Source organism: Roseovarius confluentis, assembly GCF_002917925.1.
Lineage (GTDB): Bacteria > Pseudomonadota > Alphaproteobacteria > Rhodobacterales > Rhodobacteraceae > Roseovarius > Roseovarius confluentis.
The window spans coordinates 16,719-33,132 of record NZ_PPFE01000014.1 but is presented as its reverse complement, the minus strand read 5'-3'; the positions used below and the strand labels follow the sequence as shown (position 1 = coordinate 33,132).

19 protein-coding genes are annotated in these 16,414 nt (G+C 66.6%); 6 read left to right on the top strand and 13 right to left on the bottom strand.

Going from position 1 to position 16,414, the window contains the following annotated elements:
- Nucleotides 1–12: 12 nt before the first annotated feature.
- The 4 genes from pqqB to pqqE are packed head-to-tail and all read left to right on the top strand — an operon-like array spanning nt 13 to nt 3,036.
- The gene (gene pqqB, locus C2I35_RS20575; protein WP_103764919.1) at nt 13–909 is read left to right on the top strand and encodes a pyrroloquinoline quinone biosynthesis protein PqqB; all 897 of its coding nucleotides are present in this window, start codon (nt 13–15) and stop codon (nt 907–909) included.
- Entirely contained in the window at nt 906–1,655 is a 750-nt protein-coding gene (gene pqqC, locus C2I35_RS20570) for a pyrroloquinoline-quinone synthase PqqC (protein ID WP_057796099.1), read from the top strand. Before pqqB ends, pqqC begins: the two co-directional genes overlap by 4 nt.
- Nucleotides 1,655–1,930: a pyrroloquinoline quinone biosynthesis peptide chaperone PqqD gene (gene pqqD / locus C2I35_RS20565; RefSeq protein WP_103764918.1), complete on the top strand. Its 276-nt coding sequence runs from the start codon at nt 1,655–1,657 to the stop codon at nt 1,928–1,930. The genes pqqC and pqqD overlap by 1 nt, the downstream gene beginning before the upstream one ends.
- Nucleotides 1,927–3,036: a pyrroloquinoline quinone biosynthesis protein PqqE gene (gene pqqE, locus C2I35_RS20560; protein WP_103764917.1), complete on the top strand. Its 1,110-nt coding sequence runs from the start codon at nt 1,927–1,929 to the stop codon at nt 3,034–3,036. Before pqqD ends, pqqE begins: the two co-directional genes overlap by 4 nt.
- A gap of 7 nt (nt 3,037–3,043) precedes the next feature.
- Here pqqE and C2I35_RS20555 read toward each other — a convergent pair whose 3' ends face one another.
- From C2I35_RS20555 to C2I35_RS20495, 13 genes are all read right to left on the bottom strand, one after another.
- Complete coding sequence (locus tag C2I35_RS20555) at nt 3,044–3,394, bottom strand: hypothetical protein (RefSeq protein ID WP_103764916.1); 351 nt, start codon at nt 3,392–3,394, stop codon at nt 3,044–3,046.
- Between the two features lie 104 nt (nt 3,395–3,498).
- A complete protein-coding gene (locus tag C2I35_RS20550; protein WP_211286201.1) occupies nt 3,499–4,173 on the bottom strand; it encodes a hypothetical protein in 675 nt (224 codons plus the stop codon).
- 14 nt (nt 4,174–4,187) lie between these two features.
- Nucleotides 4,188–6,482: a hybrid sensor histidine kinase/response regulator gene (locus C2I35_RS20545; RefSeq protein ID WP_103764915.1), complete on the bottom strand. Its 2,295-nt coding sequence runs from the start codon at nt 6,480–6,482 to the stop codon at nt 4,188–4,190.
- Nucleotides 6,482–7,606 carry an FIST N-terminal domain-containing protein gene (locus tag C2I35_RS20540; RefSeq protein ID WP_245890576.1) on the bottom strand — a complete coding sequence of 375 codons (1,125 nt, stop codon included), beginning with the start codon at nt 7,604–7,606 and terminating at the stop codon, nt 6,482–6,484. The genes C2I35_RS20545 and C2I35_RS20540 overlap by 1 nt, the downstream gene beginning before the upstream one ends.
- 37 nt (nt 7,607–7,643) lie before the next feature.
- Nucleotides 7,644–8,357, bottom strand: coding sequence for a LuxR C-terminal-related transcriptional regulator (locus C2I35_RS20535; RefSeq protein ID WP_103764913.1), 714 nt, complete (start codon nt 8,355–8,357; stop codon nt 7,644–7,646).
- 147 nt (nt 8,358–8,504) lie between these two features.
- Nucleotides 8,505–9,704: a hypothetical protein gene (locus C2I35_RS20530; protein WP_245890575.1), complete on the bottom strand. Its 1,200-nt coding sequence runs from the start codon at nt 9,702–9,704 to the stop codon at nt 8,505–8,507.
- 107 nt (nt 9,705–9,811) lie between these two features.
- Nucleotides 9,812–10,486 (bottom strand): hypothetical protein, encoded by a 675-nt coding sequence (locus tag C2I35_RS20525; protein WP_103764912.1) that lies wholly within the window; start codon nt 10,484–10,486, stop codon nt 9,812–9,814.
- On the bottom strand, nt 10,483–11,376 hold the full coding sequence (locus C2I35_RS20520) for a vWA domain-containing protein (RefSeq protein WP_103764911.1): 894 nt from the start codon (nt 11,374–11,376) through the stop codon (nt 10,483–10,485). The genes C2I35_RS20525 and C2I35_RS20520 overlap by 4 nt, the downstream gene beginning before the upstream one ends.
- Nucleotides 11,373–12,338 carry a VWA domain-containing protein gene (locus C2I35_RS20515; protein WP_103764910.1) on the bottom strand — a complete coding sequence of 322 codons (966 nt, stop codon included), beginning with the start codon at nt 12,336–12,338 and terminating at the stop codon, nt 11,373–11,375. The genes C2I35_RS20520 and C2I35_RS20515 overlap by 4 nt, the downstream gene beginning before the upstream one ends.
- Complete coding sequence (locus C2I35_RS20510; RefSeq protein WP_103764909.1) at nt 12,331–12,693, bottom strand: hypothetical protein; 363 nt, start codon at nt 12,691–12,693, stop codon at nt 12,331–12,333. Before C2I35_RS20510 ends, C2I35_RS20515 begins: the two co-directional genes overlap by 8 nt.
- Nucleotides 12,690–13,592 carry a DUF58 domain-containing protein gene (locus C2I35_RS20505; RefSeq protein ID WP_103764908.1) on the bottom strand — a complete coding sequence of 301 codons (903 nt, stop codon included), beginning with the start codon at nt 13,590–13,592 and terminating at the stop codon, nt 12,690–12,692. The genes C2I35_RS20510 and C2I35_RS20505 overlap by 4 nt, the downstream gene beginning before the upstream one ends.
- Complete coding sequence (locus tag C2I35_RS20500; RefSeq protein WP_245890574.1) at nt 13,589–14,542, bottom strand: AAA family ATPase; 954 nt, start codon at nt 14,540–14,542, stop codon at nt 13,589–13,591. The genes C2I35_RS20505 and C2I35_RS20500 overlap by 4 nt, the downstream gene beginning before the upstream one ends.
- A gap of 122 nt (nt 14,543–14,664) precedes the next feature.
- Nucleotides 14,665–15,588, bottom strand: a complete 924-nt coding sequence (locus C2I35_RS20495) for a hypothetical protein (protein WP_146050099.1) — start codon at nt 15,586–15,588, stop codon at nt 14,665–14,667.
- A 169-nt stretch (nt 15,589–15,757) separates the two neighbouring features.
- Between C2I35_RS20495 and C2I35_RS20490 the strand changes: the two genes are divergently transcribed.
- Both C2I35_RS20490 and C2I35_RS20485 read left to right on the top strand, forming a co-directional pair.
- On the top strand, nt 15,758–15,979 hold the full coding sequence (locus tag C2I35_RS20490; RefSeq protein ID WP_103764906.1) for a hypothetical protein: 222 nt from the start codon (nt 15,758–15,760) through the stop codon (nt 15,977–15,979).
- 20 nt (nt 15,980–15,999) lie between these two features.
- The gene (locus C2I35_RS20485) at nt 16,000–16,407 is read left to right on the top strand and encodes a rhodanese-like domain-containing protein (RefSeq protein WP_103764905.1); all 408 of its coding nucleotides are present in this window, start codon (nt 16,000–16,002) and stop codon (nt 16,405–16,407) included.
- Nucleotides 16,408–16,414: the final 7 nt, after the last annotated feature.

The following is a 16,414-nucleotide window of genomic DNA, read 5'->3' as shown; positions in this document are numbered from 1 at the left end:
GGAGGATACTTGATGTCATTCCGCGCGCAAATACTCGGCGCTGCTGCCGGGGGCGGCCTGCCCCAGTGGAATTGTGGTTGTGACAACTGCAACCTTGCACGTTCAGGCGACATACCCTCACAATCGCAATCGTCCCTCGCCGTCACCGGAAACGGTGTTGATTGGGCAATTCTGAACGCCTCTCCGGACATTCGGGAGCAGATGTCGCACACGCCCGCGCTTTATCCGACGGACCTGCGCAAACTGCCGCTCACGTCCGTGCTGGTAACCAATGGCGATATCGACCACGTGGCCGGCCTGCTTACCTTACGCGAGATGCAGCCCTTCACGCTGTTCGCAACCAAGGGCATTCACGAGGTGCTGGCTGCCAATCCCATATTCGACGCGCTCAATGCCGACGTCGTGACCCGCACCAACATCGCCCTCGACGCGCCGTTCGAACTGGCCCCCGACCTCACCGCGACGCTTTTCGCTGTCCCCGGCAAGGTGCCGCTCTACATGGAGGGCGAGACGGTCGAGACCGACCTGATGGGCGAACAGACCGTCGGCGTCGTTCTGGAAAACGGCGACACGACGGCCTTCTACATCCCCGGCTGCGCCCGCCTCACCGACGACCTGCGCGAGCGCCTTCAGGGGGCCGACATGGTCTTTTTCGACGGCACGCTCTGGCGCGACGATGAAATGGTCCGCGCCGGGCTGGGAAAGAAGACGGGCCAGCGCATGGGCCACATGTCCATGTCCGGTCCCGACGGCTCCATCGCCGCCTTCGCGGGGGTGGATATCGGCAAGAAGGTCTTCGTGCACATGAACAACACCAACCCGGTGCTGCGCCCCAATTCGGCGGAAAAGGCCGAGGCACAGGCAGCGGGCTGGATCATCGGACAGGACGGAATGGAGATCACCCCATGACGCAAAGCCGCGAAGAGTTCGAAGCCCGCCTGCGCAAGATCGGCGCCGAGCGGTATCACGACCTGCACCCGTTCCACGACCGCCTGCATGGCGGCGACTGCACGCCCGACCAGGTCCGCGCCTGGGTTCTGAACCGCTACTACTACCAGCACACGATCCCGATGAAGGACGCCGCCTTCATGAGCCGCGTCGAAGACCCCGACCTGCGCCGCGCCTGGCGCAGCCGGATCGAGGATCACGACGGCACCGCAGAGAACGAAGGCGGCATCAAGCGCTGGCTCCGGCTGGCCGAGGCCGTGGGCCTCGACCCGGCCTATGTCGCCTCCCGCGAGGGCGTCCTGCCGGCCACCAAATTCGCCTGCGACGCCTATGTCCGCTTCGTCCGCGACAAGACCCTGCTGGAGGCCGTTGCCTCGTCCCTCACCGAGCTCTTCGCCCCCAAGATCCACGCCAACCGGATCGAGGGCCTCTTGAAGAACTACGACTTCGCTGACGACAGTTCGCTCAGCTACTTCAAGACCCGTTTGAAAGAAGCACCCAAGGACGTCGCCTTCGGCCTCGCCTGGGTGCTCGACCACGCCGACACGCAGGAAAAGCAGGACGCCGCCGCGAACGCGCTGATCTTCAAGACAGACGTGCTCTGGTCCCAGCTCGACGCCCTCTGGAGCGCCTATGTCGAACCCGCCCGCATTCCGCCCGGCGGCTGGCAACCGGGCGAAGGGCTGCTGCTCGAAAGGGCCTCCTGATGATCGCTTCCGACATTCCCTCCCTGCCCCGCGGCGTGCGCCTGCATTTCGACAAGGTGCGCGACACGTGGGTTCTTCTCGCGCCCGAACGCGCCATCACCCTCGACCAGATCGGCCACGCCATCCTGACCGAGGTCGATGGGCAGCGCAGCTTCGGCGAGATCACGCAGGCCCTGTCGGACAAGTACAACGCCCCGGTCGAGCAGATCACCGAGGACAGCAACGGCTTCCTTACGGCCCTGCGCGACCGCAGATTTCTGGACGTAGCGCAATGAAAATACCCGCCCCAATCGCCATGCTCGCCGAGCTGACACACCGCTGTCCGCTCTCCTGCCCCTATTGTTCCAACCCCGTGGAACTGGCCCGGCAGGACAGCGAACTGGACACCGAAACCTGGGTCCGCGTCTTCGACGAGGCGGCAAGGCTCGGCGTGCTGCAACTCCACCTCTCGGGCGGCGAGCCCGCCTCCCGCCGCGATCTCGTTCCGCTCGTACAGGCCGCCCGCGATGCGGGGCTCTATACCAACCTCATCACCTCCGGCATCGGCCTGACCGAGCGCCGGCTGAAAGAACTGGACGAGGCCGGCCTCGACCACATCCAGCTGTCCCTGCAAGGCACCACGCCCGAAATGGCCGACGAAATCGGCGGCTATAACGGCGGCTACAAGCGCAAGATGCAGGTGGCCGAGTGGATCGGCCAGATCGGCTTTCCCCTGACGCTCAACGCCGTCCTGCACCGGCGCAACCTGCACCAGCTGCCCCGCGCCATCGAGATGGCACAGGAAATGGGCGCCCGCCGGATCGAGGTTGCGACCGTGCAATTCCACGGCTGGGCCCTCAAGAACCTCGACACCCTCATGCCGACCAAGGAACAGGCCCGCGAGGCCACCCGCATCGTCGCCGAATCCCGCGCCGCCCTCAAAGGCAAACTGGTGATCGACTACGTGCCCGCGGATTATCACGACGATTACCCCAAGCGCTGCATGGGCGGCTGGGGCAGCACGGGCCTCAACGTCGCCCCAGACGGGCAGGTTCTGCCCTGCCACGCCGCGCAATCCATCCCGCATCTCGAATTCGAAAACGTGCGCGACAAGCCGCTGGACGAGATCTGGTACCAGAGCAGCGCCTTCAACGCCTATCGCGGCACCGACTGGATGCAGGAGCCTTGCAAGTCCTGCGACCGCAAGCTGGTGGATTTCGGCGGCTGCCGGTGCCAGGCCATGGCCATCGTCGGCGACCCCGCCGCAACAGATCCGGTCTGCATCAAGTCGCCGCATCACGGGGCGCTACAAGCACAGGCGGACACCCACGCGTCCAACACCGACGCGCCCTTGGTCTACCGCACCATGCCCGGCAAGAAAGAGGTCGAACCGACCAGCTGAGGTCGGTTCAGAAGCAGACGATCTCTGCCTCGGCCTGCGCCCGGCGCAGCTCCGCCACCAGGTTCGCCGCGGCGGCCGAGCTGTTAAACACCGCCATGCGCTCGCCGCCCACCCGGCGCATCGACAACACCGTCTCGGCTTCCAGGTATTCCTCGTAGGACAGGATCTGCGCCACCTCGTCCACCGAGCACGAACATTTCTGCAGCATCTCGCGCGTCGTACCGTTCGTGGACATGCAGGCAAAGACGTAATCCGCCCGCGCCGCGGTGGGGAAATCGTTCAAGCGTTCGGCGGCGGTCTGGCCCAGCGCCAGGCCCGGCACTGCAATCAGCATCGACGCCAGAACAGCACCAGCCATCCGCCCTACGCCGCCCCGGCCCCCGAGCCGGGGCCTCCCGGCCTTCGCGCGCAGAGGTCCCGGGTCAAGCCCGGGACGGGGGGGACTGAACTCAAACGGCTGTCTCATTGCGTCGCCTCCTCCAGCGTTTCGAATGTCACTTCCGAACGGTACCCCTCACCGCCCTCCGGCCCCGGCGCCTCGGCCAAGAGGCTCAGATACCAGCCCGGCACGTCCTCGGACATCGTGACCGTCAGCTCCAAATCACCAAAGCCGCGCATCTGGGCGCGGTTCGGGTCCTCGGCAAAGGGCTGCATCGTCACCGTCTGCGTCTCGACCGTCGCACCGTCATACTCGGCCTCGCCCATCGTCACCTCGTTCGGCTGCACCAGCGCCTCCTTCACCCGGTTGCGGATGTAGAACTTGCTGCCGCCGGCACTCTCGGCCATGTCGCGCACCGTGCTCTCGTAGAAGAACATGATCATCGGGTTGCCCACGCTTGCCGGGAACTGTCCCAGCTTGCGGTACTTCTCGCCCTGCCGCAGTTCCAGCACCGCCATCGGGCTCTCGCCCTCGCCCACGGTCAGCGCCACCTTGCCGCTGTCACGCTCCGCCGCATCGGGCGCCAGCGCGTTACTGACCTCCCTCTGGTAAACCAGGGACGTGTCACGCGACACCTCGTCCAGCGTGCCGTTCTTGAACAACAGGTCATATGTTTCCTGCCCGTTCAGCGGGGCGGCCACAGCCGTGGCACAGCTCAGGGCAACCCCGATCAGGGCGCTTGTCAGACGCGTCATCATGCTCAATCTCCTCCCTATTCGGACCAGACACTAAAGGCTCCGGCAGCGCTGTCACCGGCCACTTTCGTATCACCCTGTCCCTCGGCATCCCCTTGCTGACCGATCTTCCACGCCATCAGCGGCCGCAACCGGTTCAGCTTCACCGGCTTGTAGATCACCGAGATGTCATAGGTCAGCCCCGCCGCCCGCACCCTGGGGCTGCGGTCGGCGGTGATCAGGATCGCCGGCACATGCACGCCGGTCAGCTTGCGCACCTTCGCTATGGCATCCACGCCGGTCTCGTCATCGTCCAGCGTGTAATCCGCCAGGATGATGTCGGGCGCCATGCCCATATCCTCGACACAGGTCACCGCCTCGTCGATCGATCGGCAGGCCAGCACGTCGGCCCCCCATTGCTCCAACCGCTTGGTGGTGCCGAACAGAACATCCTCGTCGTTCTCGATCAGCAGCACGATCTGGTTTTCCAGCAGGTCATCGGCGTTGGATGCAAGGCTCAGCGGCTCATTGACCGCCGGCGCATCCACGACCGTCTCCAACTCGATCCGAAAGACCGACCCAACGCCGGGCTTGGATTTCACCGACAGCTTGTGCCCCAGCAGGCGACAGGCCCGCTCCACCACCGACAGGCCCAGGCCGACGCCCGCGGCCAGCTTCTCGCCATCGGCGCGCGCGAACTCCTCGAACACCCGCTGCTGGTCGCGCTTGGGGATCCCGATGCCGGTGTCCCACACCTCCAGCACAACGCGCCCCTTGCGCCGGCGGCACCCGACCAGCACGCGCCCCCCGGGCTGGGTATACTGGATCGCGTTCACCACCAGGTTCTGGATCGACCGCAACAGGTACACCGGGTCCGACCGCACCAGCACCGAACAGGGCACCATCTTCAGCCGGACGTTCTTCTGCTCGGCCACCAGGCTCTGGTCGGCATGGATACTGTTCATCATCGCCGTCAGGTTCACCACCAGCGGCGACACGGTGTCAGGCGCCGCACTTTCCAGCCGCGAGATGTCCAAGAGCAAGTGCAGCAGTTGCTCGGTCGAGCGAAACGACCCTTCCAGCCGCTCGACCAGCCCGTGCATGTCGGTGTGCCGCGACGTCTCCAGCAGGGTCGAGATCAACAGCTTCGCGGCATTGATCGGCTGCAACAGGTCATGAGACGCGGCGGCCAGAAAGCGCGTCTTCGACGACACAGCCTTCTCCGCCTTGTCCTTGGCATCGCGCAATGCTTCCTCGACCCGCGCCTTCTTCTCGTATTCCTCGGTCAGCTTCTCGTTGGCACGGGTCAGCTCGGCCGTGCGTTCCATCACCCGGCGCTCCAGCGTTTCGGTCGCCTGCGCCTCCAGCGTGACGTCCTCGACCTCCACCAGGTATCCGCTGTCGGGCATCTCGTGCATGTGCAGTTCCAGCACCCGCATCGGGCCCAGCCGCACGCGCTGTCGAAACGCACCCTGCTTGACCAGCTTGCGATACATCCCCTCGATGCTCGTATCACCGCCTTCCACGGTCAGGCCGGTGTCGAAAAGATAATCCACCAGCGCCGTCACCGGCTCACCTTCCGCGACATGGGACGCCGGCACGTTCAAAAGCTCCCGGAACTGCGCGTTATGCATCAGCACGCGCCCCCGGGACGTAAACGTGCATACCCCCGAAGTCAGCGTCTGGAACACCGCCTTCAGGTAATCCTCCTGCCGGTCGATCAGGCTTTCCTTTTCCGACCGGTTGCGCCGCACGAAATCGGTGATCTCGGTCAACAGAAGCACGACGTTGTCGCCCGACGTGTGCTGCGCGCTCAGCTGGAACCAGCGGTCGTCGGCCATCTCGATCATGACCGAGGTGATCACGCCTTCGTCGCGCCGCTTCTCAAGCGTGGTGGGCAGCGTGGCCAGGTTACGGTCGGCCGAGCGGAAGAACTTGCTCGACACCAGCCGCGCAAAGAACCGGCCGATCGACAGCCCCGTGTCGATCTTGTTCGAGATATCCGGGAAAAGCTGCAAAAACAGGTGATTGCAAAGCTCCAGCTTGCCGTCGATAAACAGGGCAAAGCCACCCTCCATCGACGACAGCGCCGCCACCAGGCTCTTGCGCATCCGCTCCTGCTCGCCGCGCACCGTCTCCAGCTCCGACACCGCGCGCGCCAGGTCGCGGCCCTGCGCCTGCATCTTCTCCTGCAACTCGATGGCGGACTGGAACGCACGAAACGCCGAGGGGCGCACATCGTCCTGCCGGTTCGCCCGCCGCATCAGCGCGTCGATGATCCGCGCCTGGCGCTCGACCTGTACATCCAGCGGCTCGTCGGGGTTCACCAGCATCAGTTCAGCACCCGCGCTTCGGGTTTGAAGAACGCCACGCCCACGAAGGTCTGGTTCATGTGCAGGCCGGATTTCTGCTCTCCATAGGTGTTGAACCCGATCACCCGGTGGGCGCGCAGGATATTCGACACCTCATGCGTCAGCTGCTTGTGTTCGAATTCCAGCCGCCGCAGGAAACAGTCGAAGCCAAGGATGAAATCCGGCTCGCGCCCCGCCGCATCCCGCGTTGACAGACCCGCGTGCAGCGCATCCAGGCTGCCTTGCGCCTTGCCCAGCGTCAGGATCAACCCGTCGTCGATGGCCGCCAGCAACGACAGAGCACCGCCCGGCTTGGCATCGCTGATCGCACGGGCGTAATGCGTCAGGTTGTGGCGCAGCATCATCGGGTTTTCTGCAAACACCTCCGGGCTCAGCGCCTCGGGCGGGCAGCCCACCAGCCGCGCGTATTCCTCCGCCGCCGGCGCCCCGTTGATCTCGTAGACCAGCCGGTCCTCGGGATCGGCCGAGGTGATGACGATCTGCGCGCCCTCGGGCTGAAAATGATCGAAGGCCACGCCCTGGAACTGCAGGTCGGTCTCGATCAGCAACAGCATCGCGGCATTGGAATGCGTCTCACCGTCATGCAGAACGAAGGTCCGCTCGAACTTCAGCCCGTCTCCCGCCGAGCCGCCGAAAATCGGCACGTCGCCCAGAACCGCGTCAAGCGTCGAGACCAGCAGATCCTCCTGCTTGGACAACCCGTCCGCCACGATCAGCGCGAACCGGTTCCAGCCGGCGGTGTGCCGGAACCGCTCCGCCTGTTTTTGCGCCTCGGCGGCAAAGGCCGTGGCGTGGTCCGGGTGCAGGTCCCGGAACAGCATCGAGGCACAGCGGAAGTTCCTGCGCGGGAAGCCCATCAACAACAGCGCCTGATCGTCATACCCGTCGGTGGTGATCTGCCCGGCAGAACTGCACCCGAAGACCGGCACGCCCTGGAACGCCTCGGACAGAATCGCGCTGGTTTCCTGCACATCAAGACTGTCGGGCAGGACCGCAAATACGAAACAAAGCCCCTTGCCCGCCAGCCCCTCGGCCGCCTCGGCGACGGCGCTCGCGGGATCCGGGGCCCGGGATTCCCCGATCATGACAAATTCAGGGGGGGCAGGCTTCACGTGCCCGCGCCTAGTGCTGCAAAAAGGCGCGCGCCTCGGGTTCGGCATGACGCGCCATCACCGACTCCACGAACACCACCGCCTGGGTCCGGTTGCGCACGTCCAGCCGGCGCAACAGCGCGGTGATATGCGCCTTGACCGTGGCTTCCGCCAGCGACAGCTCGTAAGCGATCTGCTTGTTGGGCTTGCCCGCGCAAATCAGCTTCAGGATATTAACCTGCTGCGGCGTCAGGATGCTCAGCTCGGGCGTCGTCTTGAACAGATCGTCCTCGCCGCCTGCCTCCTCGACATTGACGTACTCGGCGGGAATGTAACGCCGCCCGGCGGTGATCTCGGACACCGCGAATTGCAGCGTTTTGGCCGAGGCGTCCTTTGGCAGGAATCCCATCGCGCCCGATCGCAAAAGCGTGTGCACCAGTTCGCTCGACGCCAGCGACGAGATCACAAGCACGCGCGCCTCGGGCAACCGCTCGCGCAATTTCTCGAAACCCGACACCCCGGTCACGTCCGGCAACTTCAGGTCGAACATCACCAGATCGGGGTGAAACTCCTGGTCCAACAGGTCGAAGCACGCCTGAAGACTGCCCGCCTTGCGGATTTTGCACTCGGGGAATCCCAGCGTCAGCGCCGTTTCCAGCGCGTCGCTGTACAGCGGATGGTCGTCCACGATCATCACCGACGACACAGGCTGCGCGTCCGCGCATTCATCTCTTGCTGCCAACATGCCGATCCTCCCAAATGGAAACCTAGCACCAAATCGAGAATGATCAACCATTTGGCGCAGGCCTGTCCGAACCGGCAATGCTTGGCCAATCGCACAGCGGGCAAGTTCCCCGCGAAATCGGAAACAGCCGGGGGCGCCCGTGTGCAACTAGCGGGCGAACCGCGTCACGTCGCCCGGCGGGGCCGCGCCGGAATAGACCGCCCGATCCAGTTCCGCCAACCGCTTGCGGTACGTCTCGGCTCCCGGATCCGCTCCTGAAAGTGCCACCAGAGCCTTCCGCACCTCACCGACCCGCCCGGCCCGCGCCGCACGGCGCAGCGCACGTCGCTGAGGGTGCCACCCCGGCACCCAGTCCGATAGCCGCGGCACGCCCGACCACGCCCGACCGCGCAGCCCCAGCGCCAGCGCCGCCGCGAAAACCGCCAGTGCAGCAGCCAGCGCCGGACCGCCCGGCAACACCGCCTCGGCGGGTTCGGGCACGGCCTGCGCGGTCGCCTGGGCACCGGGCGCACTTGCCCTCACGCGTGCGCCATAGGCCACCCGCTGCGCGTTGATCTCCACCGTCCGCTTTTCGCGCATGGTTGTGTCGTAATAGTCAAAGCTCAAGGGCTCCACGACCGCCGACACGTCATTGCCCGGCCGGATCGTCCAGCGCCAGAAGGCGATGGTCTTCGGTCCCTCCGGCGTCAGTTGGATAAGCCGCTTTTCCGGGTGGGCAAAAATCATGCCCGAAGGCGAGCTAAGCTCCGGCATCGGCGGGATCATCTCGGGCGTGGCGCCCAGCGCCTCGACGCGGATCACCCGCAACACGCCTTCTCCCGGCGTCAGCTGGTCGGGCGCGTTCGACCACTGGTCCGACACTTCCAGTTGCCGCACCGGGAACCACCAGTCGCCATCCGCCGGCGCCGGGTCCACCTTGATCGTGATCGGCTCGGACGCGACGTCGTGCTCGAACCAGTCGTCGCCCTCGTCGGTCAGCGTCAGCCGGTGCCGAAACGCCCCGATGGTCAGTTCGCCGGGCCGTTCCGGGTAAACCGCCATGCGCCGGATAAAGACCTTGACCTTACGCCCGTCCACGCGCTCATCGCGCCAGGTGTCGGGTCCCAGCTGTGACCAGTTGAACCCCTCCAGCTCCGGCTGCACCAGTTTTTCCCGGGTGATATAGCGCCGATAGGTGCCGCGGATGGTCAAAAGCACCATTTCCTGCGTGTAGGGCGTCGCTTGCCGCTCTTCCACGCTGACCTCCAGCGCCAATTCCCCCGGCCGCACTTCGCGCGACTGCCCGAACGCCACTGCCGGCATCAGCAGCACGAGCATCGCAAGCGCCAACACGCCGAGCGCAAACACATGAACCTCCCGTCCCGGACCTGATCCGGGACCTCTCGCCTTCCCCGGCGACGGGCCCCGGCTCGAGGGCCGGGGCGGAACCGAGGCGCGCGTCTCACAAACACTCATCATCCCGGATCCTCCGGATCGGGCGGCGACAGTCCCAGTTTCCTGCGCCGCTTGTGTTCCTGCAAGATCCGCTCGGACATGAATTCCCCCGGCACGTCCTCCAACTGCAAGAGCCAGCGCTCGTCGGCCACCATGAAGTAATCCTTGAACACGCGCCGTACGCCCAGCTTGCCACGGCTTTCCAGCTCCGCCATGCCCAGCACCGCGCCGGTATTGCTGACCCCGTCGCCGGTCGAGGCCGCACGCGCGTCGCCCTGCCCCACCTCAGCGTCGGCAGTAGACCCACGCTTGCGGTCAGGCAGCACGGCCAGCGCCTCGGGGTCGATCGCAAGGCCCGCGTAATAGGCCGCGACCACATCGAAATTCGCCCGCGCCCGCGGATCCCCAGCTGCAATGGCAAGATCATAGGATTCCAAAGCCTGCGCATACTCCCCCTCGAAAGCCCGCGCATTTCCGAGGTTATAGTCCTGCCCGGCCGCCGCGAAGGCCTCCGCCGCCGCGCCGTATTCGCCCGCGCGGAACCGCGCCACGCCCCGCCAGTCCGGCGCGTCGAACACCTCCGCCGCCCATCCCGGCAACCCGACCGCCAACAACACGCGCCCGAACGACGCCGTCCCGCCCAGGCTCAGGCCGGCCAGCAGGAACACCGCCGTTATCAGCGCCAGCCCCCTCATGCGGCCTGCCTGCGGAACATCAGCAGCATCGGCACGGCGGCCAGTAATAGCAGGTACCGACCCATGTCGCTCCAGAAAATCAGCGGATAATCCTGCCGCTCCAGCCGCGCCGCCATGTCCTGCCCCAGCCAGCCGGCCAGCGCCTCCGCGTCGTTCAGCCCAAAGACCCGCCCGCCGCCTGCCTGCGCATGGGTCACGAGCGCCGGTGCGTCGCCCATCCCAACCAACGACAGCCTTGCCCCGATCTCCGACAGCCGTGCCGCCAGCCGCAAACTCTCCGGCCCCAACCCCGCCCCATCTGTGAAAAGCACCACGTCCCCCGCGATGATCTCGGCCTCTTCCAGCCGCGCCACCGCCAGCGCCAATGCGCGCGCGGGCCTTGTGCCGGGGTCGGGCACCAGCTCCGGCCCGATCAACGAAAACGTCTGCCCAAGCTGCAAATGATCCAGCGTCATGCCCGTCGCCAGATAGGCGTCCCCGCCATAGACCACGATTCCCCCGGGCCGCGTTCCCAGGTTGGCCAGCCCGAACCGCCCCAGCGCCTGCATCTGCGGCCAGCGGTCATCCTCCGTCACACTGCTCGAGGCATCGACCACGAACAGCACCCCGTCGAGGTTGCGAAAACTGGGCGTGTCCCGCCGCTCCACCGCCGGTCCCGCCAGCGCCAGCACCGCGATCACCAGCACCGCCATCCCGGCCCACAGCCCCGACCGCCCCGACTGCGCCTCGACCCGGCCCAGCGCCGCCATCGCGCGGATCATGCCCGGGTCCGCCGCCCGCTGCCAGTCGCCCAACCCCTGCCGCTGCGACCAAAGCCACCACGCCAGCCCCGCCAGCACGGGCAGCGCCAACAGCCACAGGGGCCGCAGCAGGGTGACGTCCAGGCTCATGCCGGGTCCCTCGCGATCACGAATAGGCACAGCAACGCAGCCGCCGCGGCGGGCCAGGGCCAGTAATCTCGATAGATTTCGGCAGCCAGCCCGTCGCTGTCATTCGCCTCCAGCCGGTCCAGCGCATCCGCCACCTGCTGCAGATCCTCGGTCGTGCGCACCCGGAAACTCTCGCCGCCCGAGACCTCCGCAATCGCCCGCAAGCTCCGCGCATCCACCACGCCGCGCTCGCCTTCCTCGGCACTCTCCAGGTCTTTGGGTCCCAGCGCGATGGTATGCACCCGCACCCCCATCCGGGCGGCCAGCTCGGCCACGCCCAGCGGCTTCGTCGCGCCCGCGTTGTTCACCCCGTCCGACAGCAGGATCACCACCTTGCTCGCCGCATCGCTGTCCTTCATCCGTTTCAGCGCAAGGCCCAGACCGTCCGAGACGTTCGTCGCCCGCCCCGAGATGCCGATCACCGAGGTCTCGATCTCCTGCGCCACCGCCTCGATGTCGAACGTGAAGGGCGTCGCGTAATAGGCCTCCGAGCCAAACACGATCAGCGCCAGCCGGTCGCCGCCCCGCCGCCGGGCAAACTCCGCGCCGACGGTCTGCACCGCCTCCAGCCGCGTCACCTGCCGGCCGTCGAGGTCGAAATCGTCCCGCACCATCGAGCCGGACAGATCCAGCGCAATTGCCAGGTCCCGTCCCGACACCTTCAGCGCCGACACCGGCGCAAGATCCCTCGGACCGGACAACGCCACCACCAGCAGCGCCCAGGCCATCCACAACGCTCCATCGCGCAGCGGCACGCCCGCCACGCCCACGCCGCCGCGTCGCGCTCGATCCAGCAGATCCTCGCCGACACGGCGTGGCAGCACCAAGGCCCGTCCCCCCGCACTCCGCGCCGCCACGAACCGCTGCACCAACCACGGCAGCGGCAGCAGCAACAGCGCCAGCGGCTGCGCGAGCTCAAACATGCGCCCTCACCTCCGCCTCCACGTCGATCTCCGCCTCCCGCCGGTACAGAGTGGGGCGCAACGCATCATACCGCTCCGGCGCAACCTCCTTCAGCAAGTGCAGCAAACCCACGCGCCGTGCGTCCTCGGGCAACTCCGCCAGCGCGGCAATACGCGCCTCAACCCCCGGTGTCGCGCCGCTGCGCCGTCGCGTAAATGCCAGCCGCAACCCTCCGATCACCAGTAGCGCAGCACACCCCGCCAGCCCCGCCGACACCAGGACGTCCGCCACGGCCTCCACCGCGCCTCCCGGCGGCAACCTTATATCCAGCAGGCTGTCGCGCATCGCCGCTTCGGAAAGGGGCGCGCCGCTCATGCCGCATGCTCATCGTGATAGCGGATCAAGACCCGCGCCGTCTCGCGTGGGTCGGCCCCGGCATCCACCACCAGCGCCTCGCGCCCCGCGATGCGTACCATTGTCGGAACCGAGTCATTCACACCGATCCGCAAATTCGCCCGTCGCCCATCGGCCAGCCGTACCGGGTACCGGCCCGCCGGCAACGCGTCGGTGTTCGACACCAAAAGCAGCCGGATTGCCCGCCTTTGCCCCAACCCGTCCAGCACCTTCACCAGTTCCTCGCCCGGCGCGTCGAACCCCGAGGCGATCACGATCTCCGCCCCCGATGGCGCCAGCCGCTCCAGCCGGTGCAGCGCCCGGTCCAGCGACAGCGCCCCGCCGGTCGAGCCCTTGTCCTGCGCCGCATCCTCCAGCGCCCGTGCATGGGCCTCCACCAGCCCGCCGATCACGTCCAGCATCCCGCGGATGCGCCCGCGTGGCGGCACCACGGTCACATCCCGGTCCGTCACCGCCAAGAGCCCGACACGCCCGCCCTGCTCGATCAGCGGCCAGGCATCCAGAACCAGCGCCTCGGCGGCCGCCACCGACAACAGCGCCCGGCGCAAGCCCCACAGCATCTCGCTGCGCATATCGGCCACAAGGTACCGCACCCGGTCTCGCTCCGCCTGAAACTGCCGCACATGCAGCTTGCCGGTCCGCGCCGTGCTCGCCCGGTCCAGATGCCGGATGTCGTCGCCGGGCAGGTAGTCCCGGATATCCGCCACCTCGATCCCCTGCCCCTTGACCCGTGTCGCATGGCCTCCGGGCAGCGTGGCGCATTGCTCCGCGCCGCCCGGCCCGGTCAGCGCATGGGCGCGCAGCGCGATCAGGTCCCCGGCGGCAAGCCGGACCCCCGGCTGCTCCAACGCGGCACTCACAGCGGCTCCACCGCTTTGACGATATCCGCCACCACGTCCCTTGCCCGGCGCCCCTCGGCCATCGCCCGCCAGCTCAGCACCATCCGGTGCGCCAGCGCATCGGGTGCCAAGGCCGCCACGTCCTCGGGCAGCGCATGGTCGCGCCCCTTCAGAAACGCCCGCGCCCGCGCCGCCGCCGCCAGCGCGAGCGTGCCGCGCGGCGACACCGCGTGCTGGATATCCCCGGCCAAATCCCCGCCCCGCGTCGCCATCACCAGCCGCACGATATAGTCACGCAACTCCGCGGCCAGATGCACGTCCGCCACCGCCTTGCGCGCCTCCTTCAGGCTTTGCTGGCTGATCGTTGCGTCCGACGCCACCGCCTCGCCATGCGTCTCGGCCTCGACAAGGTTCAGGATCGCCCGCTCGGTCTCGAGATCCGGCAAGTCGAGCACCACGTGTAGCAGGAACCGGTCCAGCTGCGCCTCGGGCAGCGGAAAGGTCCCCTCGTGCTCGATCGGGTTCTGCGTCGCCACCACCAGGAACGGATCGGGCAAACCGTGCGTCTCGCTGCCTGCCGTGACCTGTCCTTCGCCCATCGCCTCCAGCAGGGCCGACTGCACCTTGGGCGGCGCCCGGTTGATCTCGTCCACCAAGACGAGGTTGTGAAAGACCGGCCCTTTGACGAACTCGAAACTGCCATCGCCGGGCTTGTAGACTGGCGTACCGGTCAGGTCGGCCGGCATCAGGTCGGGCGTGCATTGAATACGCGCGAACGACCCTTCCACCGCCTTCGCAAGGCATTTCACCGCCCGCGTCTTGGCCAGCCCCGGCGCCCCTTCGACCAGCAGATGCCCCCCGGTCAACAGCGCGATCGTCATTCGCTCGATCAGGCTCTCATGCCCGATCAGCCCATCTCCCAACTGCTGCAACAATCCCGCGATATCGCGCTGGCCGGCCTCTTTCAGCACATCCTGTCCTCCCGAAACACACCGTTTGACAGCACCCCGCAGCCTCTCCCACCGCGCGGCGCATCACATCAACGCTAGGGCAAGCGGCCAGTCGCCGCCTACCTAACCGAAAGTCGTAATCCCTAACGCACCGTCCGGTCGGCCGCGCAGTCCGGGTCCATCAGTGGCGCAAACCGCGCATCGGCAAAACTTTCCGCGCTCAGCGCATCCAGTCGCTCGTAGTTCACGTCGATGAAATCTATGAATTCCGGCGCGTTTGTCTCGGCCCCCGGCGACTGCGCCACCGCATGCAGCATGAAAACGTCAAACCGGCACAGCCCTACCGGGTTCGACCCCAGGATCGCCCGCATGAACCCGCGTGAGCTCCACGGCATCCTGCCCATGTTCACGGGAAATTCCTGCAGTTTTGACACGAACCGCGCGTCGCGGTCGAACTTCAGCACATCCATCCCGAAGGTGAACGACTGGAACAACTCTTCCACAAGGATCGAGCGATAGAATTTGCGCTCCAGCTTTCCGGGCGTCGACGGCCCCGGCTGCTTGACCATGATATGCGTCACCTGCCCAAGGTGGCCAAAGAACGTCTGCGCCATCGCCGGCGACATCGCCGCATAGTCCCGCCCCCGCGGCAGGCCCAGACCGAAAGCGCTGTTCATCCAGTCCACGTCCTGCGACAGCGCCCGGTTCGGCGGCCGCCCGGAATACAGCCGCAACAACACGACCCGCCCCGCCCCACAGCCCTGCGCCGTGTCCCCGGCAAACCGCATCGGCAGCGGCTTGCCGTAAACGTCTCCGATCAGGCCCCGGAACGCATCGAGCACCGCGCGGGTCTCGGGGTGGGGCTTCTCGCCCACCACGCACAGCGCGGCCCCCGCCATGTCGCGCCCGTTGATCCGTACCGGGATTTCCATGTCCCGCCCGATCATCGTGGTACGCAGCTCGTAACTCCAGCCGCGCTGCGCCATGTCAAGGTAGTCCTCGCGCTGATCCGCCTGCGCGGCCAGCCCGGCAAAGATCAGCATGAAAGCAAGTCGAACAACGCGCATGGCACCTCCCTGATCGCGCAACATAGACCGGTCACGTCGGCGTTTCCACAAATCCGGGCGGTCCCGCGATCACGTTCGCGCAAACAGCACCACGCGCGCGCGCCCGCCGCGTCGTTTTGACAGCCCGCCGCCCCGTCTCTATTGCTGGGAAAACCGTCAGGAGAGACCCATGCAAGCCCATTCCGATACCGGCACCGTGATCCCGTCCGACACATTTGCACTGACCGTCGCCCCCGACGGCACCTGCGAAATCCTGATGCCCGTTGGCAGCCCGGACGACGACATGCCCGCAGCGGTCGCCGCGCTGACGGCAGTCTTCATCCGCATGGAAACCGACCCGAACTTCATTCGTGACCAGATCGCCTGGCTCGACGCGCGACCCAACGCCTGAACGCCCCCAAAGGAGCTTTGATGACCCAACTCAAGACAACCGCCGCCCAGATGGTCGCCGACGCCCGCGCCCGCATCCAAGAGGTCGAAACGAAGGACCTGATCGCGCAGCACGAAGACCCCGATCTCGTGATCGTCGATATCCGCGACGTGCGCGAACGCCAGCGCAGCGGCTTCATCCCCGGCAGTGTTCATGCCCCGCGCGGGATGCTCGAATTCTGGGTCGACCCCGAAAGCCCCTATCACCGCGACGTCTTCGCCCAACCCGGCAAGCGCTACGTGCTGCATTGCGCGTCCGGTTGGCGCTCGGCGCTGGCCACAGCCGCGCTTCAGGACATGGGGTTCGAGGCTTCGCACCTGCGCGAGGGCTTCTCCACCTGGGCCGACCAGGGCGGTCCGGTCGAATTCCCAGAAGACAAGAAAGCCTGATCCACGA

Coding starts and splice junctions, on each gene's coding strand:
- C2I35_RS20520 (WP_103764911.1), bottom strand. CDS start 11,376: ATGAGCCTGGACGTCACCCTGCTGCGGCCCCTGTGGCTGTTGGCGCTG.
- C2I35_RS20545 (WP_103764915.1), bottom strand. CDS start 6,482: ATGCTGGTGAACCCCGACGAGCCGCTGGATGTACAGGTCGAGCGCCAG.
- C2I35_RS20550 (WP_211286201.1), bottom strand. CDS start 4,173: ATGATGACGCGTCTGACAAGCGCCCTGATCGGGGTTGCCCTGAGCTGT.
- C2I35_RS20495 (WP_146050099.1), bottom strand. CDS start 15,588: ATGCGCGTTGTTCGACTTGCTTTCATGCTGATCTTTGCCGGGCTGGCC.
- C2I35_RS20510 (WP_103764909.1), bottom strand. CDS start 12,693: ATGAGCGGCGCGCCCCTTTCCGAAGCGGCGATGCGCGACAGCCTGCTG.
- C2I35_RS20535 (WP_103764913.1), bottom strand. CDS start 8,357: ATGTTGGCAGCAAGAGATGAATGCGCGGACGCGCAGCCTGTGTCGTCG.
- pqqB (WP_103764919.1), top strand. CDS start 13: ATGTCATTCCGCGCGCAAATACTCGGCGCTGCTGCCGGGGGCGGCCTG.
- pqqD (WP_103764918.1), top strand. CDS start 1,655: ATGATCGCTTCCGACATTCCCTCCCTGCCCCGCGGCGTGCGCCTGCAT.
- C2I35_RS20555 (WP_103764916.1), bottom strand. CDS start 3,394: ATGGCTGGTGCTGTTCTGGCGTCGATGCTGATTGCAGTGCCGGGCCTG.
- C2I35_RS20490 (WP_103764906.1), top strand. CDS start 15,758: ATGCAAGCCCATTCCGATACCGGCACCGTGATCCCGTCCGACACATTT.
- C2I35_RS20540 (WP_245890576.1), bottom strand. CDS start 7,606: ATGATCGGGGAATCCCGGGCCCCGGATCCCGCGAGCGCCGTCGCCGAG.
- C2I35_RS20515 (WP_103764910.1), bottom strand. CDS start 12,338: ATGTTTGAGCTCGCGCAGCCGCTGGCGCTGTTGCTGCTGCCGCTGCCG.
- pqqC (WP_057796099.1), top strand. CDS start 906: ATGACGCAAAGCCGCGAAGAGTTCGAAGCCCGCCTGCGCAAGATCGGC.
- C2I35_RS20525 (WP_103764912.1), bottom strand. CDS start 10,486: ATGAGGGGGCTGGCGCTGATAACGGCGGTGTTCCTGCTGGCCGGCCTG.
- C2I35_RS20485 (WP_103764905.1), top strand. CDS start 16,000: ATGACCCAACTCAAGACAACCGCCGCCCAGATGGTCGCCGACGCCCGC.
- pqqE (WP_103764917.1), top strand. CDS start 1,927: ATGAAAATACCCGCCCCAATCGCCATGCTCGCCGAGCTGACACACCGC.